A 23,576-nucleotide genomic window follows, 5' to 3' on the forward strand; every position below is an offset into this window, starting at 1 on the left:
GGCAATAATTATGCTAAAATAGCAAATTTAACAAAACAAACTTTTATTGGTAGTGTAGTTAATTTTACTGCTGATTCTATCATTATTAACTGTAAAAATTTTGAAGAATTGGTTATTAATGATTGGAATTTAGCAGCTTTTGGGCAAGAAATTATAAAGTTTAAGCAATGGGAAAAGCTAGATACTAATACATATCAAATAAGTGAAATGATCAGAGGTGAGTTTATGACGCAAGAGTTTATTTCTACCCATCAAACTAATGAAAATTTTATTTTACTTGAGAAGAATTTTAATATTATTCCGGTAGCTTCTAAATTAAAAGATATGAATATATATTTTAAAGTTGGTAATTTATCGCCTATGGAAATTAATTTTCAAAATAAAGCAAACTTATAATAGCTTTCTTAAAATAAATATTTCTTTACTTTTTAATAAATAATTAATATAATACTTTTTAAAAAATTAAATATTGATTAATAATTTAGGATTTTATGAAGAAAGTATATGATAATAACTTGCAAGATAAGAGTAATAAAATCACTTTTTTTCCTACAGATAAAATTGTTTCGGAAATATCTTTAATTCAAAGGGAAGAACTTAGTAATTCGCTACAGCAAAAAATAAAATATTATCCTAGAATTATAGAATATCTAGATAATTTAGATTATATAGGTGAAATAATTCTTTTTTGTGTTAATCATGTAGCTTCGTTAAAAAAATCTGAAGAGAGAAATATAAAAGAAGAGTTTATACAAGAAATGATGGGAGTAGTATTCTGGAAATTTGACTATTCAGAATATAGCAATCATAAATTATTTCGTAATTACAAAATACAAAAAACAGCAGATCCTAAAAAACTAAAATATACGATAAGTGCCTTAAACTCTAAGTTTGAATGTAGAATTATCGAAGAAAAAGCAAGCGAATCTGTTGATAAACTTATAAGTATTACAGCTATAAGTGAGGCTTTGTATGCAAGTATAGTAAATAATAGCCTTAATAATGTTTCAAATACTGCCAAAGATTTACTAAAAGACTCATATGAAACATTAACTTTATTTTTAGCAGAAGATCAGCAAAAATATCAAAAACTTCTTCAAATAATTTCTAGTGCAATTCAGGCATTAAAACCACAATTTCAACTTAAAGTAATTGAGATTTTAAAAGAACACTTAAAGGAAAGTTTTCAATCCCTATTTTATACTTCTAATATACTAATTGAGAATGGTCTTCATGAAGAAGCAGTAAAATTACTTAAATACAAATTATTACATTCTACTTCAACCGAAATTGAGGCATATCGGTGCATGCATAATTTAGCAGATGCTTATGCAGAATTAGGAAAGTTTAAAAAAGCAGAAGAATGGTTTTTAAATGCTTTAAAAGGGCTACCTAATAATGAAGATATAATGTGTAGTTTATGGTGTATATATAGAGCTATTAATAAAATAGAGGAAGCAGAAAAATTATTTCCTAATTTAAATAAAAATAGTCAGGATCATTACAGCTTATCTTTAAATGCCTACACAATTAATAAAAAAAGTCTGGAATCGATTAATAAAAAAACTTTACCACCTAATTTTTTAGATAGTTATAAATGTTACAAATATATAAGTAAATATAACAATTATTCAGATATTGAAAAAAATAAAAATCATAAAAAAATATCTGATGAAGTAAAAAAACTTATTACTTCAACAAAATTAAATAAACTTTCTTTTGTGCTTTACCCAAAGCAAAATGAATTAGCTTTAGAAATATTAAAAGAAATGCCTAAAGGTTTTTTTAAGACATTTCCTAATCTAGTAAGACTTAAAGCATTACTCGATCCGAATTCAATATTATCAATAGAAGAAAAATATACTAATACGGATGATGCAAACAATATTTTTAATATAGTTTGTAATTCTCTAATAGCAGAAAAAGGGCATCAACCGAGTGTCATTAAAACAATTGAGACTTTAAAAGAAACAGGTAAACTTAGTGACGAAATTTATAACGAAGTTAAGTTTACTACTAATTTACTTGATGGGAACAAAGAACAAGCTAAAGAGCATGCAGTACAATTAAGTGAAGAGAAAAAAGAAGAAATTATTGAAAATTTTTCTTCAATTGATGAGCAAATAGATAATATAGATCAATTTGTTGAGCAATTTGATGCAAAAAAAATTCATGAATATTATCAAACAAAAAAGAAACATGATCTTCTTCTTTTGAAAGAAGAAATTACTAAAACGCCTTCAGGTTATTGGAAACTTGAAAATGAAGAAGTAATTACTACTGAAAAAGCTAAATTTATCGGTAAGTTTAAAGGAAAAAATTGTTATGGGATTATTTCAGAAAAGCTTGAATCTAAAGTTGGCTCATCTAAATTTAATATTTTCAAAAAAACCTTAGAAGAAAAAGGATTAATATTTAAAAAAATTGCTCAAAATGGTGTTAAATTCCTTAAAAAAGCTTTTGAGATTAAAATAGATGGTGATGAGCGTATATATACTAATGAAGTATACGAAAATCAAGAAGAAGAGCTATTATTAAATTTTGATCATAATGGTAATCATGATGAAGTAAAAAATTTCCTAATTGGTTGTAGTTTAGAATATCATAAATTTGCTTAAAAAATTGCTTTTAACTATTAGAATTTAAAGGCTGAAGCAATTTGTTTAAAATTGCTTCGTCATTAATGCATGCTCGTAATATTGAGCCATCAATGAAATATTCCGGATGTTCGGTTGTTATTTTTTGTGTTAGTTCAGGATAGGCTTTGGTAAATTCCACAGCACAAATAAAATCTTTATTAGGATGATTAATAGCTCCTAAACAAATCGCTTCAAAACACAGCATTTTAGCAGTTTCTATATTTTTAGCACTCGATAAATCCCTTAATTGCTTTGCTAAATATTTATCGCATAAATAACTCGCTGCTCCCCAAATACCTAAAAATCTAAATTTTCCTGTACTCCATTTACCTTTAGCAGCATTAGTATATATTTTATTTAAAACTTTTTTTTGTATTTTTTGTTTAACTTCTAAAGTAATTTCCTCAAAATCCCCCCGTTGTAATATAAACTCCCTAGTCTCGTTATTTCGGATAAACTTCGGTGCGATTATTTTAATATAACTTTCTAAGTTTTTAGTATGGGAATGTTTTAAGCCTAAAGTTTGTACATACATTAAATAAGCTTGTTTATGAAGTTCTTTTGCTTTGCTTATGTCTCCCAATTTTCTATATACTGTTCCAATATCAATAAAAGAAAGAATAATATAATGATGATTTCCTTTGTATAATATTTTTATCATCCTAAACGCTTCTTCTTTATATCTTAGTTCTTTAGAGATATGGTTTAATTTATCATAAACTGTATTTACATTATTAAGGGAGGTAATAATTGTAGGATGATCAATTTGATATAATTTTTGTTTCATCTCTAAGGCTTTTTTAAAATATTCTAGCCCTTTAGAAATATTGTCCAAATCCTTATAAACTAAGCCCACATTATTAAGAGAATTTGCAATATCGGGATGATCAGCTTGATATAATGCTTGCCTTATCTTCAAGGCTTCCTCCAAATATTCTAGTGCTTTTGAAAACTGTCCTAATTTTTGATAAGCTATACCAATATTTTTGAGAGAAATAACAATATAAGGATGATTACCTGAATACAGTACCCTATATCTCTTTAAAGCTTCCTCGTGATATTCTAATGATTCTTTAAATTTACATAATATATGATCATTATAATACCCCACTTTTTTATATAAGCTTGCTTTGCTAAGTTTATGTATATTTAATATTTTTATTACATGAGGATAAATTAATTTAGCATTTTCCCAATCTTTGCTTGGTTCATTTGTTACTGACGGAAATAAATTATCTAGTACTTCTATTAATCTTACAAAAACTTCTTTTTTATCTATTGCATGCTCTTTATGTCTATCTGCATATCTTTTTACTGCAAACTGTACTAATCCATGTAATTGTAAACCTGCTTGTTCATCTTGGCGTATTAGATTCATTAACGATAATTCTTCTAATCTTTTTATAGGTTCTTGTAATTTTTCTTCACTCACTAGAAATAGTTTTTTGAAAATATCTATACTTATAAAGTCAGGGTCTAAATATGCTGAATATTGTAACATCTGCCAGGCTACTGGTGATTTTTCTAATATTTCTAATAGCAGTATTGTCTCAGGTTGTTCATCTTTATTATTACGTAGAAAATTAAGATAATCTTTTACTTTAAGTAATTTATTTTTTTTAAAATATGCTACCGCTTTGGACAAACTATATGGCAATACTTCATCTTTATTGCCTAACTCTTCTATTAAATCGTTAATGTCTTCATTATTAAACCTATTTCCTAAGGAATTTTCTAAATATGTTATTGCTGTTTTTATATTAAAAGGTTTTAATTCAATATTTGTTATATCATCACTTAGCTTATTATTTTTAGTAGTAATTATGGTTTGTACTTTATCTTTGGGTATATTCATTATACCGTTAATATAAAGTTCAATATCTTTATATGCTTCGACATTATCAAAAATAAATAATGTATTTGAATTTAAATTTGCAATTTTATTACAGACTAATCTTATTATCTCTTCCTCTTTTTTATCTGTTATATAAATGGCAAGCTCTTTAGCAAGTTGCCTATATGCTTCATTAATTTTATAGGCAGAATCAGCATTAATAAAGCGTACTATTTTCTTTGCTTCGTCTCTTTGTTTACGACCGTAATCCTTAGCTAGAGTAGTTTTGCCCGTTCCGGCAAAAGCACTAATTGCTACATATGAGTTTTTACTTAAAGCATTATCGATTTGTTTAAATGCTTCTTCACGATGAATAAGGTTATGAATTGATAAAATAGGTAAATTACTGTTTACACTCCCTATATAACCGGCAGAATAAACATTACGATCTTTCAATATTTTTTTTGCCTCATGACTCACTTCAACTAATCTTAAAATTTGCTCCCTTAAATCATCCACCTTAATATTAGATGATTTTATAAATATATAATCTTTGTCATTTTTATGTTCTATCTCATATTGTTCTTTTATAATCTTTAATTGCTTTCTAGCTAAGTTTGGTATCTCTTTTACTTCAAGGTTTAGTTCTGCTAGTTGGCATAAATACCAATCACCGTTTCTTTTATCATTTATATTAGCTACATCTTCAGACAAATTTACTTCCTGCGAGCGGTAATGACCTTGGTAAGAAAGCTCAAATTGATTCTTTCCCTTTAGTTGTTCAGGGTTTTCTAAATGCTTGTAAACTTCTAAAATTTGCTCAATTGCGACATTACCGCTGACAAATTGATTAATTACCTCAAGAAAACTTCCTAATGTCGTTGCCGTTATGCCTCTATCTGCTAGATCGCTTGCCAAATCTTTAATTGTGTTATTAACAGGCACAAAATAAAATAACTTATCTCCTAACGTATTGTCTTTAGGTTCATATTTGATACAAGGCCAATCTATTATCTGTTCATATTTTATAGGTCTACCGATTTCGGGATCAAAGGCATCCAGCATTGAAGTAAGTAAGTCGCTACTTAATGATAGTAAAGAAATATAATTTTTAATTGGGATGGCTTTATTCAAGGTATTTATTATTTTACTGCTATACTCGGTAGCCGTAATTTCAGGAAATAATCTATATGCCTTATGAATATGAGAGTTACTAGTATTTACAAAATTCGGAGCAGATAGATAAGTAGTTATGTCTAAATTTCTTATATCAAAATGAGTTTTATGACTAATTATATTAGGTTTAAAACTACCTATAACTTTTGCAGAGCCAGGACTATCGAACGTTATAGCTTTTCCTTTGTAATAGTTAAAATCTTGATGAGCAAAATATAAGCTTAATTCTGCAAACCATGCACCTAAAGAATAACCCGTAAAAGATAGATTATAGTCATGCTTTTTAGCATATTCGGTGATTTCCTGCGTAGTCTGATATGCTGCTGCTTGTTGTGCTACTATCTGCCCGCCTAAAATACTTTTTAAATGGGTCTTAAGCGGTGAGTCCGGTTTTAGCAAATCCCACCCCTCAAATGTAATGCCTCGATGAGCAAATACTATTTGTTTGGTCTTGTCGTTTACATATGCTACGGCGTAATATCTGCCTATTTTAGACTCGCTAAATATTTTAAATATCTTCCAATCTTCTAAATATTGATTATATTTTGCTTTTTCAAGAGTTACTTTTTCTTGTGTTTTAGAATCTATATAAGAATGCAAACTAAGTAACCCATGAATAAAATCGCTAGGGTGCTGCTTGTAATTCTGATTGTTTAAAATTATTTTATTTTCTATCTTCTGTATAAAATCACTGGAAGAATTAGGCATTTTTCCCCAGCTTACATTACCGATAAAATCATTATTTTGGATTTTACTTGCTATTTCTTCTAGCTGCAATATTGTTAAATCTATATCTTTAAGGTCAAGATGTACAAAATTAGGATCGTTTTTTTGTAACTGAGTGATAAGTGCTTGATATTTGTTTGTAGAACTCATAAATAGATTTAGTTGAATTTTCACAAGGCATTATAAATTAAATTTTATAATTTTCAACTGTTACGTTATTTACCATGAACTTTTTTATCTATAATTCTTTATTAAAAACAGCATATTTAAATATAAAAGTTAAAGCAGCTGCTAAGAATAATGCTATCAAAGAATTTATTATAATTAACGATATCCCCCATCTAAAATTATCTATAAAAGCACATGCACAACAAGGCAAAGCTAACGAAGAGATCATAAATTTTTTGGCAAAAGAATGGCAGTTATTGCGGAGTAATTTAGAAATTACTAAAGGACATACTAACAGCTTAAAGACAATTTTAATAAAAAATATTGATGAAGAGTATTTAAATTTGATTTTAAAATCCTATATTAAATGAATAAAGTTTTGTTACATTGGTGTCACCCCGTCGTGACTTGATCACGGGGTCTTGTATCACAAACTGAGTCATAAGATCCCGCGATCAAGTCGCGGGATGACATTAAATACAACAAAACTAAAACAAGAATTTTAAATTGGATTTAAGTAATGAAACAAGAAAAAAAGAAATTTGATGCCGAAGTCGGTAAGATTTTAAATTTAATGATTCACTCTCTTTATAGTAATAAAGAGATTTTTATGCGGGAATTGATTTCTAATGCCTCTGATGCTTGTGATAAGCTGCGTTATCTATCCCAAAGTGAAGCTGAATTAGTAGCCGGTGACTCTAACTTTAAAATTACTGTTAAAGTCGATAAAAATAATGGTCAGGTTATCATCCGTGATAACGGAATCGGTATGAATAAAGAGGATTTAATCGAGAATCTAGGCACTATTGCAAGATCGGGTACGGCAAATTTCCTTAAGAATCTCTCAGGTGATTCTAAAAAAGATAATATGCTAATTGGTCAGTTTGGCGTTGGTTTTTACTCAAGCTTTATGGTAGCTGATAAGGTCACTGTAACTTCAAGAAAAGCTGGCGAAGATAAAGTATATGTTTGGGAATCGGAAGGCGAAGGCGAATATATTGTATCAAGCTCAGATAGAGAATTTAGCAGAGGAACGGAAATCGCTCTACACATTAAAAAGGAAGAAGATAGTTTCCTTGATCATTTTAGATTAAAACATATAGTTAAAAGCTATTCCGATCATATAGCTGTGCCAATATATTTCTTTGATGAGGGGGATAATAACGAAATACAACTAAATTCTGCATCAGCATTATGGACAAGATCAAAATCAGAAATTACCGAAGAGCAATATAAAGAATTCTATAAAAGCTTATCTTATGTGGTGGATGATCCTTGGGTTACTATGCATAATAAAAATGAAGGAGCTATAGAGTTTACAAATCTGCTATTTATCCCATCAAGCAAAACTTATGATTTATTCCATCCTGATCGCAAAAGACGAGTAAAATTATACATAAAAAGAGTATTTATTTCTGATGAGAATATTGATTTAATCCCATCATATCTAAGGTTTTTACGAGGAGTGGTAGATTCAGAGGATTTACCGCTGAATATAAGCCGTGAATCGTTGCAACATAATAACATACTTGAGAAAATTAAAAACGCTATTACTAAAAGAGTGCTAGGAGAACTTAAGAAAAAGAAAGAAGAGGCTATGGATGAATATAATAACTTTTGGGCTAATTTTGGTGGAGCTTTAAAGGAAGGGTTATGTGAGGCTACAACAGATCATGAAAAGTTATTAGAAGTATGTATATTTAGAAGTGCCTTGCATAATAAAATGATTAGCCTTGATGAATATATAAAAGGCTTTAAAGATGGGCAGAATACTATATATTATTTAAGTGGTGATAATCCTGACAAACTACTTTCAAGCCCACAAATAGAGGGGTTATTAAGTAAAAATATCGATGTGTTATTATTTACCGATACTGTTGATGATTTTTGGGTAAATGTTAATAGCGAATATAAAGGACATGCAATTAAGTCAGCTACAAGAAGCGATATTGATGTAGATCAAGCTACTTCATCACCAGAAGAAAAAAATAAGGATGATAAAAAATCTGATGATGAATATAAATCATTAACTGATTACTTTAAAGAGATTTTAGGGAGTTTAGTTAAAGATGTTAAGATATCTAAAAAACTGACTTCAAGCCCTGCTTGTCTTGCTGTTAGTGAAGCTGCTATGGATATTCGTATGGAGCGATTTTTGATCGAGCAGAAGCAAATAGCTGCTGCATCCGCTAAAAATCTAGAGCTGAATCCCAAAAATAAGATCATAGAAAAAATATTTAATGACTTAAAAGCGAATAATAAAAATAACGAGGAGCTAGTTAAGTTAATATTTGATCAAGCTTGTATTTTAGAGGGTGAACCGGTAGCAGATACAGGGGCTTTCTCAAAAAGACTTAATGATATTGTACAAAAAGCTATATTATAGCTTTTAACTTAATTAGTTTTAATGTAGAATGGTTGCGAATAGGTTAACGTCATTGCGAGGAAAAATTGAAAATTTTGACGAAGCAATCTCAGGATTATAAAACGAGATTGCCACGCTCCTTTTAGTCGCTCGCAATGACGGGATACATAAAAATTTTTCAAATAAGATAATAGGTTTAATGTCTTATTACGATACTATATTTAGCGATCATATAGATAAAATTAAAAATGAAGGAAGATATCGGGAATTTAAAGCCTTAAAAAGGCAAGCCGATAATTTTCCTTTCGCTATGTGCGATGATAAACAAATAGTCATGTGGTGTATCAATGACTATTTGGGTATGAGCAAGCATCCAAAAGTAGTGCAAGCTTCCATAGATGCATTGCTAAAATATGGCGTTGGTTCAGGCGGAACAAGAAATATCGGCGGTAATAATGTAGCTATTCTTGAGCTTGAGCAGGAGCTGGCAAGCTTGCATAACAAAGAAGCCTCCTTAGTCTTTACTTCCGGCTTTGTTGCAAATGACACAACCCTTGCAACACTTGCTAAAATTATGCCTGATCTTGTCTTTTTTTCCGATGAGCTAAATCACGCCTCGATCATTGCCGGCATTACCGGTTCTAAAGCCGAAAAGCACATATACAGACATTTAGACGTTAAGCATTTAGAAGAGCTGCTCCAATCAGTTGATGTTAATAGACCGAAAATAATCGTTTTTGAGTCGGCTTATTCCATGGACGGCTTCTTTTCTCCTGTTAAAGATATAATCAATTTAGCTAAAAAATATAATGCTTTAACCTTTATTGATGAAGTCCACACAGTAGGTTTATATGGCAAAACCGGTGCTGGTATTGCTGAGCTTCTTGATTGTAGCGATGAAATCGACATTATCCAAGGAACGCTTGCCAAAGCATACGGTACTATCGGTGGTTATATCACCGCAAACCATAGCCTAATTGATACTATCAGATTAACAGCTTCCGGCTTCATTTTTACTACCTCACTGCCACCGGTAATTTCTACCGCTGCAACACATAGTATTAGGCATTTAAAAGAATCTAATCAAGAACGAAAAACACATCAGCAGGTGGTTAGCAAGCTTAAAAGCTCTTTTGACCGCTTTAACATCCCTTATCTTAAAAATGAAAGCCATATAGTGCCGATAATTATTGGTGATCCTATTAAGGCTGCCAAAGCTTCTAATATGCTGCTTAATGAGTATGGTATTTACGTTCAACACATCAATTTTCCAACAGTACCAAGAGGAACCGAACGCCTCCGAATTATCCCAACTCCCGCACATACCGATGAAATGATCAACGACTTATCTACCGCCTTAGTGCAGATATTTGCTGCATTAAACATAGAATTATCTTCTACAAAAGAGTTAAATGATGAGATATATTTAAACCTTATTGCTTGATCGGCTTGGCGTAATCAGTGATAACTTGGAAAATGCCTTGTATGTCATTCCTGCTTAAGGCTTGCTTGCGTGGATCGAGAGTCGCTCGCAATGACGACTCTCGATCCACGCAAGCAAGCCTTAAGCGGGAATGAGATAAGAATTATCCAACAATGCCTTTTACTCTTCATTTATTAGAATTATAATATGCATAAAAATGAGTTAATTTTTCAAAAGATAGATAATCCGGAATTGATAAAAGTTGCTAAAACTTTAAAAAATGAAGGGGTAGTTTTGCAAGAAAAAAACTATACTTATTTGAAAACCAGTAATGATTTTATTCATAAATTATATCCTTTAATTGCAGAGCATGAAGATTTGCAAAAACCTGATTATTTCAGTGAACAATGTGATATAGGTACTCATATTACTATAATTTATCCTAATGAAGAAGTAGTCATAAATGACCAAGACATTAATGTAATACACTCCTTTGAAATAGAAGAATTAGCAAAAACGCAAACAGGAAATAAACAATATTACGTTTTAAAAGTTAGTTCACCCTCCTTGATTTCTCTAAGAAAAAAATATCAATTACCCCCACAACTAAGCTTTAAAGGTTATAAAGTAAGCTTGCATATAACTATAGCTACCAAGAAGTAATTTACATTTAGATATATTAGAAATATACTACTTAAATATCCGATATTTATGGAGTGTATATAGCTTTTAAGAAGAAGATTTTGCATATACTTCTACTTTTTTACTTTTTTCTAAATTAACACAAAATATATTTATTTTTTTCTGCTTGACTTTAAAAAGTATATTGAGTATTAATTATTTTACAAAAAATTTAATCCATTTAAATAAAATTATTAAATATGTTTTCTTTTAACCTTAAAACTGCGTTTATTGAGCCTCTTAAACCTAATTCAAAAAACAAGGCTAACAAAACAAAAAAGAAAAAAAGTAAATCAAATAAGAATTTGCATATATCAGTTAAAATAACCAAAAAACTATAATAATAAAATAAACTTTTATTTAAATAAACATAATTACAAATATGCTTAATTTTAATCGTACAAATGCGATTGTTAAACTTCTTAGAGATAATCCAGGGAAAAAATTTACCGGTCATGAAATTGCAGCATGGCTTGGAAACACATATCCTGAAGAGATTATACGAAAAGAGCAAATGAGTAAAAATAAAATATTACTTGGTATTACCGATAAAGCAATTAGAAAGAAATTTGTTATTAAACTTATACAAAATGAATTTAATTCAAATTTTCGTACGGCTTTACAAAAGAAAGAACCGAAAATTAAAATAACCGATGAGTACCAACCTAAATATTATTATATTGATAAAATTGCTAACTATGAATCTACAATACATAAAGAATTTGACCTTAAATCTATAGTTATCAAATTCCTTAGAGATAATTTAAACAAAGAATTTACTAATTCACAGATTGCAACTTCAATTATTAATATGTACCCTGAAGAAGCAGAGCAAAAAGTGCAAATAAGCGATTATAAACTATCAAAGGAAGAAATAGCTATACTTTTACATAAAGAAGTAGATTCATTATGTATGACCATACAAAAAATAGAGCCAAAAATCAAAATAATAGAAAATGGATGTTGGACTAAATATTGTTATATTGATAATACTGATAAAATATTTGATAAATTTAAAGTTATAAAAACACTTGAAAGCCATAAACAACAAGAATTTACGGCTCATGAAATGGCTCAATTATTACTAGGTACTAACTCTAGATAGTTATTAATTACAAAAGATGTATCCAAATTCATAACCAACAATAGAAATAGTTGATAATGATAAACTACAAGATATAATGTGTTAAACTTATTAATATATTATTATGACCCTTATAGATTATCGGCATCAAGCCACTTTATATGCTCAAGCTTATTCTAAATTATACCTAAGCGGAACAGGATATTTAGCATTTCGTGATATTCCAAATATAATAAAAAATCATATTACAGGTAATAAAGTATTAGATTATGGTTGCGGTGCAGGTAAGTCTACTATTTTTTTGAAGTCTTTAGGGTTAGATGTTACCGGAGTCGATATTAATGAAGAGATGATAAAAATAGCAAGCTCTAATGACCCTGTAGGAACATATAATCTAATAAAAAGCGGTAATATTCCGGCAGAAGATAATACATTCAATTTAGTTTTTTCTAGCTGGGTTATGATGGAGGTAGCAAGCAAAGAGTAGCTAACAAAGATTGCTAAAGAAATTGTACGAGTTCTAAAAAATGATGGTATCTTTATTATGCTAGTTTGTAATGAGAATACTTATAATAGAGATTGGCTATCGGAAAATACCGAATTCCCTGAAAATAAAAACCATGTAATATAACTACTTAGTTAATATTCTTTCATTTAAATTGACAAAATTTATTTATCCGCTAATTTGACAGTTAGGATTAATTAAAAAAAACACCCATATGTCTAAGCTTAGAGAACAAATTAGCCTCTCATCTAATGATCCATCAGGAATCGAAGAAATAAAAAAAGTTTTGTCAAAAGATAAAAAAGGAGAATGTTATAAAGAAATTTATTCGGATGACTTTAACTCAATAAATCATGATTTTCAAGATCCTCCTGGCAATAATTGTTTACTTATCGCTATAGCAGCAAAAAAATATAAAATAGCTGAGTTATTAATTGAGGATGCACGTGAAAAGCTTACTAATGAAGAATTCTTAGAATTTATTAATTATAGATATAATGACCCAACTAAAAATTCAGTTAGAACAAATTGTTATATAAATACTTCATTAACTTTAGCAGCAAAACATGAACAATATGAATTAGTACAAAAGTTATTAAATGAGGGAGCTGATCCTAATGGTACAGATCAATATGGTTTTACAGTATTAACTGTATTAACAATGCAGCTAGGATTAGTTTCACCGCCTAAAAATCAGCAAATAGTAGAAACCATTAAATTATTGCAGGATAAAGGAGCTGACCTAAATCAGCTTGATAAATTTGAGCGTAATGCATCTTACTATTTAGAACATGATTTAAATTCCGGTGAAATACGTGGTAAAATTTTTACTGATTCTACTGTGGCAAGGATATTATCAATACGCAAGTTAAACAATATAAAAGAACTTGGGGAAACAGCAAGTATTTTAGGCAGTGGAGCAACAACAGCAGATGGAGCGATTTATGATTCTTTACATTGGGGACCAGGTGAATCAACAAAAAAAATAGAAGATTATACAGATGGACGTAGCCTTATTAAGTTTGATAAGGAAGAAAAGAAATTAAAATATTTAACCCCAAAAGAATTTTTTAAATATCCAGATAAAGATTACAAGAAACAATTTTTCCAAACTGAAGAAGGACAAAATATTAAAAAAGAAGAACCGATAATAAAATTAATTGCATCAAACGTTCGTATTGCTCGTACAATTTCACATGCACAAAATATTAAATCAGCATCTAATCAAAAATCTACAGGTATGAGCAGGTAAAATATTTTGTAGTATCGGACTCATCATTGCGAGGAAATTACGAAGTAATTGACGAAGCAATCTCAGGAGTTTTATATTGCTTTATGAGATTGCTGCGTCGGTTATTAAAATAACCTCCTCACAATGACAAAATATTTCTAAATAATCACTTTCAGCTTCTCTATTGTCTTAGAATCTTTAGCGAGTTCTAAAAATATTTCTCGTTCATATTCCATTAATTCTTCTTCATTTGTTTCATTATGCTTATCTATAATATTCTGGAACTTGGTAAGCACTTTATTTTGCAAATCATCATATTTTGATGTATCTATTTCTTTCGCTAGGTCTATTTTTGGCAAAGTAAGCTTATGAGGAGCTGGCACTATTTTCTTAGGTAATTTTAACGCCAGTACTTCTTCTAAAATATAATGCTTATTCATATTTATAGAAATATTTTCTACACTATAATCTGCTTTAAAATAATCCGCTGAACTTGATTTATTTTGTTCTAAAATATTTCTGATATTTCTAATTAATTTAGCTTTATCACCTTTGCTTCTTACAAACATTTCAGTAATTCCGCCCCAACCTGGAACTAAACTAACACCAAACTCCACAAGCCCGGAATTTAAATCCGCATTTGCAACAATATGGCTTGAATGCAGTAATATTTCACACCCACCGCCAAGTGCTACACCTTTCGCAGCACTAATAATGTGAGCCGCAGAATATTTTAAATGCAGCATAGTTTGCTGCCCTACTTTCAGTAAATTCTCTAAGTCGTGGAAATTTTCATCTTCAATATAAGAAAGCAGCAGCTTTAAATCTGCCCCAGCTGAGAAATTATTACCTTGCGGGTAGATATATAGATGCTTCCCCTGCTCTTCTGCTTTTGTTGCTGATTCTTGAAGTAAATAGAACACATCATGATTTAGACAATTCATTTTCGTAGTAATAACAAAAACTAGATTTTCTTTATAATCTAACAGCTTTGCCGAATCATTTTCTAAAACTATTTTACTTTCTTTTAAGATATCTTTATGGGCATTAAATTTCTGTTTATCGATTTTTTGATATTCTTTATTTGCTAAATATGGCGGAATTGAATTTGCATTTTTCACTATTAAATCCCAGCTATTTTTAGTTTGTGAAGTTAGCAACTCGAATGGTCCATATTTCCAGCTATAGCCAAGTTTCATAGCCGCATCAATATCATAAATATTATCGTTAACAGATGGCACTAAACTTGCTAAATAAAGATAAAATTCTGTAATAATCTCATTAAAAAACTTGCCATAAACCGAATTACTAGCAAGCAGCTCATCAAGATTATTAAATGAAATATCCGTTTTCTGGGCAGGCTTATAAGATAAATTATCTATATTTATAACTTCCTTAGTTTTTTTACCATTTGTTACTGATAAGCGATAAAAACCACCTCCCCCTTTACGTCCTATTAATTTTTGTTCTATCATCTTATCTAGCGAAGGTGTATTCACATATATTTTATGATAGGCATCATTGTTAGGCAGACTGGCAAGTAACGAGCTAGAAATTAGCTTCATCACATCATGACCAATTAGGTCATATAGCCCAAAAATTCCAGTACTTGGCAACCCTAAACATGAAGTAAAAATCTTATCTATCATCACAAAATCAAGCTTTTCAGCTATTGCTTTTCTAGCTACTAACTCAAGTAAAAAGCACCCTACTCTATTGGCAATAAAACCAGGCGTGTCGTTACATTTTACTATAGTCTTACCGAGCGTTTTCGTTAAAAAGCCTAAAACTCTGTCTATTATTTCAGATTTTACTATTGGATCGATGATTAGCTCAAGAAGCTCCATATATCTTGGCGGGTTGAAGAAATGCGTAATGACAAACCGAGATTTAATATCATCTGGTAAGTTTTCTTTTAGCCTCTTAAGCGGCAGAGTAGAAGTGTTAGAGGCTATAATTGCATCTTTTTTAAGATAAGGAATAATTTTGTTATATAATTGGTGTTTGATTTCTAATTTCTCAACAATAACTTCAATTACTAAATCACATTCCTTAATCAGATCTAAATTATGCTCTAAATTACCGATAGTAATTAATTCCGCTTTATCAGGAAAAGTTAAAGGAGGCGGTTTTTGTTTATGCAAATTTTCTATAGCATTCTTTACTATTTTATTTGGGTCATCTGAATTTTTATCAGCAATATCAAGCAATACAACTTGATGAGATGAATTAGCAATCAAAGCAGCGATCCCTGACCCCATCACCCCCGAACCTATAACACAAACCTTTTTTATTTCATTTTGCATAAACTACTCCTATTGGTTTTATTAAATGTGTCATCCCGTGGCTTGTCCACGGGATCCAGTAATTTTGTCACCCCGCGACTTGATCGCGGGGTCTCGTGTCACAGATTGCGTCCTAAGATACCGCGATCAAGTCGCGGTATGACATTATTGTGTCTAAGTCATTGCCACACTCACCACTTTAACCTCTTTTGCTTCTGCTGCTCGCAATATTTTACTACATTCATTTATAGTAACACCCGTAGTAATTACGTCATCCACTAATAAAATTTTTTTTCCTATAATATTATGTTTTGTGTTAAATTTGATACTACCACTTATGTTGTTTTTACGTTGCCTTTTTGATAAAAAAGTTTGGGCTTTTGTCCATTTTGACTTAATCAATATATCGGCTTTTACTGTAAGGTTCATAATTTTTGCTATTTCTTCTGCAAGAATATGAGGCGGGTTATACATCCGCAGTAACCTTTTAAACCTATTCATCGGCACAGCTATGATTAAATCAACATCTTTTATATCTTCTAAATATCTATTACATAAAAGCTTTGCGAAAGTTTTAGCAAATATCGTTTTATCTTGATATTTAAATTGATGAACTACTTTTTTGCTATATTCATTAAATTTAAATAGACTGCGAGCGAGATTATAATTAGGCTTTTTGCTATAACAACGTCCACAAACTGCATTATCTAAGATTTTTACGCTAAATCTCTGACCACATATATTGCAATAAGGTTTTGCTATAAATTCTAATTTCTGCCAACAATCTCCACAAAACTCACCACTACTACTTAATATTTCTAAGCAGCTTAGGCATCTTTGCGGTAAAATATAATTTATTAAATAATTATAAGCCTTTACTAACAATTAACGCCCCACAAAAGATTCATGATGTTTAGAAGCATTTTGTGTTTGTTGTGGCGGTGTTACACTATTACTATAGCCGCTAATTTTACCATGTGTAAGGTTCTCTTGCATATTATGAACTTGTTGTTGTGCTTGCTCTTGTGCTTTACTTATTTCGGGCTTTTGTACTTTATTAGTGGCATTTGGAATTACTGAAACTTGAGTTTGTTTATTTTCTTTGCTAAACGCTTCTTTTATTCCCCAAATTGTGCTTCAACAAAATAACTAGCTCCAGCTTTTACTGCCGATTTAACTTTTTGAAAACCAGTTTTCTCAGGAGGTTCTTTAAACTCATCTCTTGCTCCTACTTCTTTTTGCTTTGTAGCAAATGCCGCTTCAAGCTGTATCTGGTTTAGCTTATCTATATTAGGTGTATCTAAAAATTCTTTTAATGTTTGATTATTTATTCTCTACACCTATAGGTGTTGGATTTAATGCTACTGAACTAATAGCACCGCCTACTTTAAGAATTCTTTTAGTACCTTTGCTTGATATTACCTTATACGTTTTATCTAAACCATCTGCTATTATATTACCACCAGGCACACTAGTTCTAATTTTATTAAGAGCTTTATCATATAAGCCAGGGCTATGCTGTCCTTCTTCCTTAATTTTTCCACCTTTTCGAGCTTTATCGAGTGGATCAGCTGCTTTTGAAACAGCTGTTGCTACTTTAGACCCGCCTTTAGCTACTCCTTCTACTATATGCTCAACACCGCAGACAATATCATGTGCAGCAATTTTACCTACTCCTTTAACCACCCCGGCAGTTACATGATATCCTGCCTCAGCAGTAGCTCCTGCAAGTGCAGTAGCTGCAGCTCCAGCTTGTGCCATTCTTGTGCCTTTAAGTTTAGGATCATCCTTTAATATTTTTCTTGTTTTTTTCTCTTCTTGGGGATTTGAGGGTGCTGGTTGTTCCTGCTCTTGTACAGGTTCAGGATTTTGTACATTAACCCCTTCAGGCGTATTTATAGAAGGTTTAAGTTTATTACTTTCTTCTGCACTTTTTACTCCCTCTTCAAGCGTATTAATCGACGATTTTAAACTCTCCTTACTCATAAATTTACATCCTTAACATTAAGAATTGAAACAATAAAAAATATACATATAATAAATGAAAAGTTGGGTATACGAAGATCAACTTGGAAAAGAGCAAGGAGTCTAAAGCCCTCGGAGCGGAGCGTATACTTAATACGTGAGCACCACAGATCTTATAAGACGACGTAGCCAATTTTTCAAGTTCATCGAGTATATTTTACCTTTTACCGATTGCGTAGCTAGTAATCAGATTTTTAATAGGCTTAAAGTTATTTATCACTTTAAACCCTATTTGTCTTAAATGCCTTAAACTTTTTGAATGATTTGAGAAAATATTATTAAGCTCATCAGTTAGCTTATACATGATAAAATTATCTGCTTGTCTTGATTTTTGGTATTCTGATAGCGGTAAATTATTACTTACTATAATAATTAAGGATTCAATATCCTTTATACCTTGATTAAGTCCTTGACCGGCTAATGGATGCACAATATGAGCACTATCGGCAATAAGTATTATTTTATTATGAAAATACCTATTTGCTATACGAGCTTTGAGAGAAAAACCTCTTACTTCACTATCAATAGTGATTTTCCCAAGTGAATTACCAGCATTTCTTTGCGTTAAGAATCTAACCTCTTCAATAGGCAGCTGCATAATTAAAGCAGCTTGGTCAGAAGAAGTTGACCATATTACAGAAGAACTATGTTGATCTTTCATCGGCAATAATGCAAAAGGTCCTAAGGGCAGAAAATGCTCCATAGCACAATTCTCATGTGGTTTTTCATGCTTAATATTAAATACTAAAGCTGTTTGATATGGCTTTTCTATTTCATTCGCAAAATAATGTGATCTAATCTTTGAATTTGCTCCATCACATACAATTAATAAATTACATTTAACGTAGGTTTCGTTATTAAACTTAATAATAGAGTATTCGTTATGACTCATAACTTTTTGATATTCTTTATTATCAACTAATGTTATCAGTGGATTACCAATTACTTTTGATAATAATATTTTCTTAAAATCGTTATTCTGAACTACATACCCTAAAGAACTATCATTTTTTAGTTCCAATATCTCAGGAGCTTTATTATCAACTACATAAACATCTTTCATGTGGCTTACAAACTCTTCCAGCTCTTGCCACATATCAATGGAAGATAAAAAATCCTTAGAAGCCGGCGTCAAAGCTGTTGTTCTAATATCGTTAAAAAAACTAGGACTTTTAACAGCCTTACTTTCAAATATAGTAGTTTCTATACCTTTTTTGGCAAAAGCAAGAGCGGTTAGCATACCACTCAAACCACATCCCAAAATAACTTTATCAATCTGCTTTGTTTTTATCTGATTCATATACAAAATATTTTAAATAACCATTTGTTGCTATAAAGCTCAATAAAAAATAAATAATTGCTATATCTAAATATGAGCTATTGCCTAGATAAAAACCCAAGCAGCAAATAAATAAACTCACCACACTAGTTAAACTGTTTAGAATTAATAGCTTAGTGAAAATATCCGTTTTTCTGATAAATAGATAGGTTATTAAAGAAATAAATAAAGAAATGATAATTAGAAAGATATTAATCATAATTAATTTGCTATGTATTTAAAGGGCTTGTTGAAAAACGTCATTGCGAGAAGCATAGCTTTGATGCAATCTCAGGATGTTTAATAAGATTGCCTCCGCCCTCGGCTTTGCCACTCCTCGCAATGACTAATCAAAACCTGTATTATAATAATCCACTATAATATTACAAACTGCAAATAAATTTGATTAAAATTACTTAAATAATTTTAATATATGTAACTGTTTAACTTAATATTAAGCTGTTTTAGATAAAGAAGTTAGAAAAAACTTAAAGTCTTATAGGATGTTGGCGAGAGTGACGGGACTCGAACCCGCGACCTTCTGCGTGACAGGCAGACGCTCTAACCAACTGAGCTACACCCCCCTTTAAGGGATAACAAATTATATATAACAATTCTTTCGATCGTGCAAGGATAAAATAGTTTATTTTCATTTTTTTGGAGCATATATACAGCATATGAAATATTTAAATAACTTACAAAATACTAAAAACCCTTAAAATAAGGCAAGAATGACGGGACTCGAACCCGCGACTTTCTGCATGACAGGCAGAAAATCTAAACTAATTGAGCTATATGAGTCAGTATTATAATAAAATCTAAAACAATCATCAGTAATCTCTTTTTCCATCCTTAGTTGAACTCTTAAAAATTATTATACTTTTTTAAGATTTTCTTAATAAGGGCAGCATATAAGCCGGTTCGCTTATATTAAGGAATCTTATTTTTATTAATCAATAATTAAGAGTATAATATGACAAAACCATCCGTTATTAAATTAGCTACCCCTTTTGAACGCTTAAAATTTCATAATCCTTTACCTGATATTGCACTTAGGCTCGCTATTATTATGCAAGCAATAATTGATTCAACTAATACTTCCCCAAAAAAAGAAGCTAAAAAAGCAGAAGATGCAGCTAAAAAATGGATTTTTATAGATAATGAAGATTTTATTACCATATGTTTTGAAGCAGGGATAGAACCCTCTTTAGTAAGAAAAATCACTAAAGGCTTAATTAGACTACAACAAAATAAATCAGTTACCTATGAAGGAGATTTATTTTGTAATAAAAGCTTGAAATTACGCTAAATATAAATTAATTGTATAGATGTTACTAGTTAACATCTATACATACTAATAACTAATATTTACGTTATAGTTATAGTTCTAATTTTAAGCTATAAGGTTATTTATGATTATTTCAGTTTCAGGACAACATATTTCTATTGGTAATAATTTACAAGAATATTCAAAAGAAAGAGTTAACCAAGTTCTAACAAAATATTTTTCTGATATAATAAGTGCAGATATACATTATTCAAAAGAAGGAATAAATTTTAAATGCGATATTATAGCAAAATATGGTTCAGGTAAGCATAATATCGTTAAGAGTAACGAGAGCTGCAATGACATATATGTAGCATTTGACAAAGCTATGGCAAAACTCGAAAAGCAGCTTAGAAAATATAAATCAAAACTAAAAAATCATCACACAGGTAAAGTAAAAATATCTGAAATCGATTCTGAAGGTACTAAATATATTATTAGTCCTCAAGATCAAGAAAATACTAATGATACAAATGATGCTAATTATCCAATAATTATTGCTGAAAAACCTGTAGAAATATTAAAGCTATCAGTAAAAGAAGCAGTAATGAAAATGGATTTAGAAAATTTACCAGCAGTAGTATTCAAGAACGTTAATAATAATCGTATAAATATAGTGTATTATCGTAAAGATGGTAATATTTCTTGGGTAGATTATAATTAATGATTATTATCCCCTATAAAGGAATTAAACCTAACATTGATAAAACAGCCTATATTGCTCCAAGTAGTTCTATAATAGGGGATGTTAAAATTGGAAGTAAATCAAGCATTTGGTTTAATACTGTTTTAAGAGGAGATGTTGAATCAATAAAGATAGGGGATAATACTAACGTACAAGACGGCAGCGTAATTCATACTTCAAGGTTTAATGGTCCTGTAGAAATAGGCAATAACATAACTATTGGTCATTTATCGCTTATTCATGCTTGTATTATCTGCAATAATGCCTTTATTGGTATGAGTGGACTATGCAGTAATAGAAGAATATGCTTTTGTTGCTGCAGGAAGCCTTGTACCTCCTAAAAAAATAATTAAATCTAAAGAATTATGGATGGGTCGCCCTGCAAAATTCGTTAGATATTTAACAGATCAAGAGCTAGAAGAGATGCAAGATAATGTAAGAAATTACGTAGAACTTACTAATATTTATAGCTCTAATAAATAAGTATATAAAAAGTTATAGCTTCTAATTTAGGTTTCGTGAAGATTGATAATTATATACATCTTTGGTAAAAAATTTTATCTAAAAAACTCTGGCTTAAATAGCTTAAAACTTTCCTGAGCTGACGTTGGTAATGGTGTTAAATTATATTGCGGATCAAAAGCATTTCCGTAAATCTTTTCTGTTTTTTTAATTGAATTTGGAAATTTTAAAGATAATAATATAGACTTTAAAATAGTAAAAATTGCTATATAAGGATCAGTTTCAGGAGAAGATAAGCGATGTTCTAAACGTTTAGGAATAACATTTGGAGTTCGAATAGCTACACTTCTGTTATTTCCTCCATAAGATACATGAGTTGGTGCCATAAAATCTTTGTCAAGGCGTAAATAATCAATACTACCAGGCATAAAAGCAAGTAGAGTATCTAGCATATAATGGCATAAACCTTGTGCTGCTAAAATTATATAATCGCCAGATTCTATATCAAAACTTATATGGAAATGCATACTATTTCCATAATCATTTAAAAAAGGTTTAGGAGAAAAATCCGTATGACCATTTAAATATTCAGCTATTTTTGTTAAAGTATTTTTAACTTTAAGTATCATTTTTGCATAATTTACTAAATCATGGGATGGAGGAAGATCTATTTCGAATTGATTATTACCCTTTTCTTTTTTTATTTTAGAAATTTTAAACTTCGTTAAATATTTTCTTGCAAGTATTTCAAATTTAGATATATCAATATTAGGGCTTAAGTAAAACTCTATCTCTACCCCAATAATAGGTATTAAATTATAATCTTTATGAAATTGGAAAATGATTTTTTCTAGCTGTTTCTTTTTTTGTAGGTTATTAGATAAGGTATTAATAAAATTATTATAGGATATTTGCATGGAAGCACTAATAAACGGACTAGTATATTATAAAATTTTTGACGGAACATTCAAGGATTCTAGTCATAGATATGTAAAAAAAAATAATTCTATAGATGAAATAGAAATAATAAGAAACAAAAAAGCCATAACTGATTATTTTAAAGCAGAAGATATTCTAATTTTAAATCAAGTTTACGGTATAGATATTATTGATGCAGATAATAATTCTATTATCATACCTGAAGCTGATGGCAGTATTACTACTAGAAAAAATTTAGTTCTAGCAGTGCAAACTGCAGATTGTGTACCAGTGTTACTTGCAAGCGGTGATGGTAAAATAATTGGAGCAGCACATGCAGGATGGAAAGGTGCTATAAACGGTATTATCCATAACATAGTTAATAAGATGATAGAAAAAGGTGCAAAAAATTTGGCTGCACTAATAGGTCCTGCTATAGCTCAAGGATCATATGAAGTTGATGTAGAATATTATAAAGCTTTTTTAGATAAAGATATTAATAACAAACAATTCTTCATAAATTCAAAAAAAGAAAATCATTATATGTTTGATTTACCAGGATTTGTAGAATTACAGCTTAAGCAAACAGGAGTTAAAAATATTAAAAGGATTACAGAGGATACTTATGCAAACCCAGCAAAATACCCTAGCAAAAGACGCTCTTATCACTTGCAAGAACCTTATAATCAAAATATATTATCAACAATTATAATTAAAAATTAGT

The 23,576-nt window shown here is 30.0% G+C and carries 20 protein-coding genes, 2 tRNA genes and 1 pseudogene; 14 read left to right on the plus strand and 9 right to left on the minus strand.

What is annotated here, in order from left to right:
* Nucleotides 1-108: 108 nt before the first annotated feature.
* Together AAGD49_RS04110 and AAGD49_RS04115 are read left to right on the plus strand one after the other, a co-directional pair.
* Nucleotides 109-396 (plus strand): hypothetical protein, encoded by a 288-nt coding sequence (locus AAGD49_RS04110; protein ID WP_341788035.1) that lies wholly within the window; start codon nt 109-111, stop codon nt 394-396.
* Between the two features lie 95 nt (nt 397-491).
* Nucleotides 492-2,618, plus strand: coding sequence for a tetratricopeptide repeat protein (locus AAGD49_RS04115; RefSeq protein WP_341788036.1), 2,127 nt, complete (start codon nt 492-494; stop codon nt 2,616-2,618).
* A gap of 10 nt (nt 2,619-2,628) precedes the next feature.
* On the opposite strand, the gene AAGD49_RS04120 is transcribed toward AAGD49_RS04115, so the two are convergent.
* Nucleotides 2,629-6,525 carry a tetratricopeptide repeat protein gene (locus tag AAGD49_RS04120; protein ID WP_341788037.1) on the minus strand — a complete coding sequence of 1,299 codons (3,897 nt, stop codon included), beginning with the start codon at nt 6,523-6,525 and terminating at the stop codon, nt 2,629-2,631.
* A gap of 74 nt (nt 6,526-6,599) precedes the next feature.
* On the opposite strand from AAGD49_RS04120, the gene AAGD49_RS04125 reads away from it, so the two are divergent.
* The 8 genes from AAGD49_RS04125 to AAGD49_RS04160 all read left to right on the plus strand — a co-directional run bounded on the left by AAGD49_RS04125 (nt 6,600) and on the right by AAGD49_RS04160 (nt 13,853).
* Nucleotides 6,600-6,914 (plus strand): DUF167 domain-containing protein, encoded by a 315-nt coding sequence (locus AAGD49_RS04125; RefSeq protein WP_341788038.1) that lies wholly within the window; start codon nt 6,600-6,602, stop codon nt 6,912-6,914.
* 149 nt (nt 6,915-7,063) lie between these two features.
* Nucleotides 7,064-8,929, plus strand: coding sequence for a molecular chaperone HtpG (gene htpG, locus AAGD49_RS04130; protein ID WP_341788039.1), 1,866 nt, complete (start codon nt 7,064-7,066; stop codon nt 8,927-8,929).
* Nucleotides 8,930-9,107: 178 nt separating this feature from the next.
* On the plus strand, nt 9,108-10,352 hold the full coding sequence (hemA, locus tag AAGD49_RS04135; protein ID WP_341788040.1) for a 5-aminolevulinate synthase: 1,245 nt from the start codon (nt 9,108-9,110) through the stop codon (nt 10,350-10,352).
* A 186-nt stretch (nt 10,353-10,538) separates the two neighbouring features.
* Complete coding sequence (locus tag AAGD49_RS04140; protein ID WP_341788041.1) at nt 10,539-10,994, plus strand: hypothetical protein; 456 nt, start codon at nt 10,539-10,541, stop codon at nt 10,992-10,994.
* Between the two features lie 218 nt (nt 10,995-11,212).
* On the plus strand, nt 11,213-11,353 hold the full coding sequence (locus AAGD49_RS04145) for a hypothetical protein (RefSeq protein ID WP_341788042.1): 141 nt from the start codon (nt 11,213-11,215) through the stop codon (nt 11,351-11,353).
* A 41-nt stretch (nt 11,354-11,394) separates the two neighbouring features.
* Entirely contained in the window at nt 11,395-12,117 is a 723-nt protein-coding gene (locus tag AAGD49_RS04150) for a hypothetical protein (protein WP_341788043.1), read from the plus strand.
* 103 nt (nt 12,118-12,220) lie between these two features.
* Nucleotides 12,221-12,583: a class I SAM-dependent methyltransferase gene (locus AAGD49_RS04155; protein ID WP_341788044.1), complete on the plus strand. Its 363-nt coding sequence runs from the start codon at nt 12,221-12,223 to the stop codon at nt 12,581-12,583.
* A gap of 232 nt (nt 12,584-12,815) precedes the next feature.
* A complete protein-coding gene (locus AAGD49_RS04160) occupies nt 12,816-13,853 on the plus strand; it encodes a hypothetical protein (protein ID WP_341788045.1) in 1,038 nt (345 codons plus the stop codon).
* A gap of 137 nt (nt 13,854-13,990) precedes the next feature.
* Here the strand turns inward: AAGD49_RS04160 and AAGD49_RS04165 are convergent, their stop codons facing one another.
* The 7 genes from AAGD49_RS04165 to AAGD49_RS04195 form a co-directional block, all read right to left on the minus strand.
* A complete protein-coding gene (locus AAGD49_RS04165) occupies nt 13,991-16,138 on the minus strand; it encodes a 3-hydroxyacyl-CoA dehydrogenase/enoyl-CoA hydratase family protein (protein WP_341788046.1) in 2,148 nt (715 codons plus the stop codon).
* A 153-nt stretch (nt 16,139-16,291) separates the two neighbouring features.
* Nucleotides 16,292-17,002 carry a ComF family protein gene (locus tag AAGD49_RS04170; protein ID WP_341788047.1) on the minus strand — a complete coding sequence of 237 codons (711 nt, stop codon included), beginning with the start codon at nt 17,000-17,002 and terminating at the stop codon, nt 16,292-16,294.
* Nucleotides 17,003-17,440: 438 nt separating this feature from the next.
* A complete protein-coding gene (locus AAGD49_RS04175) occupies nt 17,441-18,103 on the minus strand; it encodes a hypothetical protein (protein ID WP_341789267.1) in 663 nt (220 codons plus the stop codon).
* A gap of 196 nt (nt 18,104-18,299) precedes the next feature.
* On the minus strand, nt 18,300-19,442 hold the full coding sequence (ubiH, locus tag AAGD49_RS04180; RefSeq protein ID WP_341788048.1) for a 2-octaprenyl-6-methoxyphenyl hydroxylase: 1,143 nt from the start codon (nt 19,440-19,442) through the stop codon (nt 18,300-18,302).
* Complete coding sequence (locus AAGD49_RS04185) at nt 19,414-19,680, minus strand: monovalent cation/H+ antiporter complex subunit F (protein ID WP_341788049.1); 267 nt, start codon at nt 19,678-19,680, stop codon at nt 19,414-19,416. The genes ubiH and AAGD49_RS04185 overlap by 29 nt, the downstream gene beginning before the upstream one ends.
* A gap of 287 nt (nt 19,681-19,967) precedes the next feature.
* A tRNA-Asp gene (locus AAGD49_RS04190) sits at nt 19,968-20,044 on the minus strand.
* A gap of 149 nt (nt 20,045-20,193) precedes the next feature.
* Nucleotides 20,194-20,253: transfer RNA gene (locus AAGD49_RS04195), tRNA-Asp, on the minus strand.
* A gap of 180 nt (nt 20,254-20,433) precedes the next feature.
* On the opposite strand from AAGD49_RS04195, the gene AAGD49_RS04200 reads away from it, so the two are divergent.
* From AAGD49_RS04200 to AAGD49_RS04210, 3 genes and pseudogenes are all read left to right on the plus strand, one after another.
* Entirely contained in the window at nt 20,434-20,769 is a 336-nt protein-coding gene (locus tag AAGD49_RS04200) for a hypothetical protein (RefSeq protein WP_341788050.1), read from the plus strand.
* Nucleotides 20,770-20,872: 103 nt separating this feature from the next.
* On the plus strand, nt 20,873-21,451 hold the full coding sequence (gene hpf / locus AAGD49_RS04205) for a ribosome hibernation-promoting factor, HPF/YfiA family (RefSeq protein WP_341788051.1): 579 nt from the start codon (nt 20,873-20,875) through the stop codon (nt 21,449-21,451).
* Nucleotides 21,451-21,955: pseudogene (locus AAGD49_RS04210) on the plus strand (gamma carbonic anhydrase family protein). Before hpf ends, AAGD49_RS04210 begins: the two are co-directional and overlap by 1 nt.
* A 74-nt stretch (nt 21,956-22,029) precedes the next feature.
* On the opposite strand, the gene AAGD49_RS04215 reads toward AAGD49_RS04210, so the two are convergent.
* On the minus strand, nt 22,030-22,851 hold the full coding sequence (locus AAGD49_RS04215) for a glutamine synthetase (RefSeq protein ID WP_341788052.1): 822 nt from the start codon (nt 22,849-22,851) through the stop codon (nt 22,030-22,032).
* Between AAGD49_RS04215 and pgeF the strand changes: the two genes are divergently transcribed.
* Nucleotides 22,850-23,575: a peptidoglycan editing factor PgeF gene (pgeF, locus tag AAGD49_RS04220; protein WP_341788053.1), complete on the plus strand. Its 726-nt coding sequence runs from the start codon at nt 22,850-22,852 to the stop codon at nt 23,573-23,575. The genes AAGD49_RS04215 and pgeF overlap by 2 nt on opposite strands.
* Nucleotide 23,576: the final 1 nt, after the last annotated feature.

The organism is Rickettsia endosymbiont of Lasioglossum villosulum (genome assembly GCF_964026455.1).
Taxonomy (GTDB): Bacteria; Pseudomonadota; Alphaproteobacteria; order Rickettsiales; family Rickettsiaceae; genus Rickettsia.

Excerpts from the sequence above, each read along its gene's own strand:
- AAGD49_RS04120 (WP_341788037.1), bottom strand. The coding sequence starts at position 6,525 with ATGAGTTCTACAAACAAATATCAAGCACTTATCACTCAGTTACAAAAA.
- AAGD49_RS04140 (WP_341788041.1), top strand. The coding sequence starts at position 10,539 with ATGCATAAAAATGAGTTAATTTTTCAAAAGATAGATAATCCGGAATTG.
- AAGD49_RS04115 (WP_341788036.1), top strand. The coding sequence starts at position 492 with ATGAAGAAAGTATATGATAATAACTTGCAAGATAAGAGTAATAAAATC.
- AAGD49_RS04155 (WP_341788044.1), top strand. The coding sequence starts at position 12,221 with ATGACCCTTATAGATTATCGGCATCAAGCCACTTTATATGCTCAAGCT.
- htpG (WP_341788039.1), top strand. The coding sequence starts at position 7,064 with ATGAAACAAGAAAAAAAGAAATTTGATGCCGAAGTCGGTAAGATTTTA.
- AAGD49_RS04125 (WP_341788038.1), top strand. The coding sequence starts at position 6,600 with ATGAACTTTTTTATCTATAATTCTTTATTAAAAACAGCATATTTAAAT.
- AAGD49_RS04145 (WP_341788042.1), top strand. The coding sequence starts at position 11,213 with ATGTTTTCTTTTAACCTTAAAACTGCGTTTATTGAGCCTCTTAAACCT.
- AAGD49_RS04200 (WP_341788050.1), top strand. The coding sequence starts at position 20,434 with ATGACAAAACCATCCGTTATTAAATTAGCTACCCCTTTTGAACGCTTA.
- AAGD49_RS04175 (WP_341789267.1), bottom strand. The coding sequence starts at position 18,103 with ATGAGTAAGGAGAGTTTAAAATCGTCGATTAATACGCTTGAAGAGGGA.
- hpf (WP_341788051.1), top strand. The coding sequence starts at position 20,873 with ATGATTATTTCAGTTTCAGGACAACATATTTCTATTGGTAATAATTTA.
- AAGD49_RS04215 (WP_341788052.1), bottom strand. The coding sequence starts at position 22,851 with ATGCAAATATCCTATAATAATTTTATTAATACCTTATCTAATAACCTA.
- AAGD49_RS04150 (WP_341788043.1), top strand. The coding sequence starts at position 11,395 with ATGCTTAATTTTAATCGTACAAATGCGATTGTTAAACTTCTTAGAGAT.
- AAGD49_RS04185 (WP_341788049.1), bottom strand. The coding sequence starts at position 19,680 with ATGATTAATATCTTTCTAATTATCATTTCTTTATTTATTTCTTTAATA.
- AAGD49_RS04160 (WP_341788045.1), top strand. The coding sequence starts at position 12,816 with ATGTCTAAGCTTAGAGAACAAATTAGCCTCTCATCTAATGATCCATCA.
- ubiH (WP_341788048.1), bottom strand. The coding sequence starts at position 19,442 with ATGAATCAGATAAAAACAAAGCAGATTGATAAAGTTATTTTGGGATGT.
- AAGD49_RS04165 (WP_341788046.1), bottom strand. The coding sequence starts at position 16,138 with ATGCAAAATGAAATAAAAAAGGTTTGTGTTATAGGTTCGGGGGTGATG.
- pgeF (WP_341788053.1), top strand. The coding sequence starts at position 22,850 with ATGGAAGCACTAATAAACGGACTAGTATATTATAAAATTTTTGACGGA.
- hemA (WP_341788040.1), top strand. The coding sequence starts at position 9,108 with ATGTCTTATTACGATACTATATTTAGCGATCATATAGATAAAATTAAA.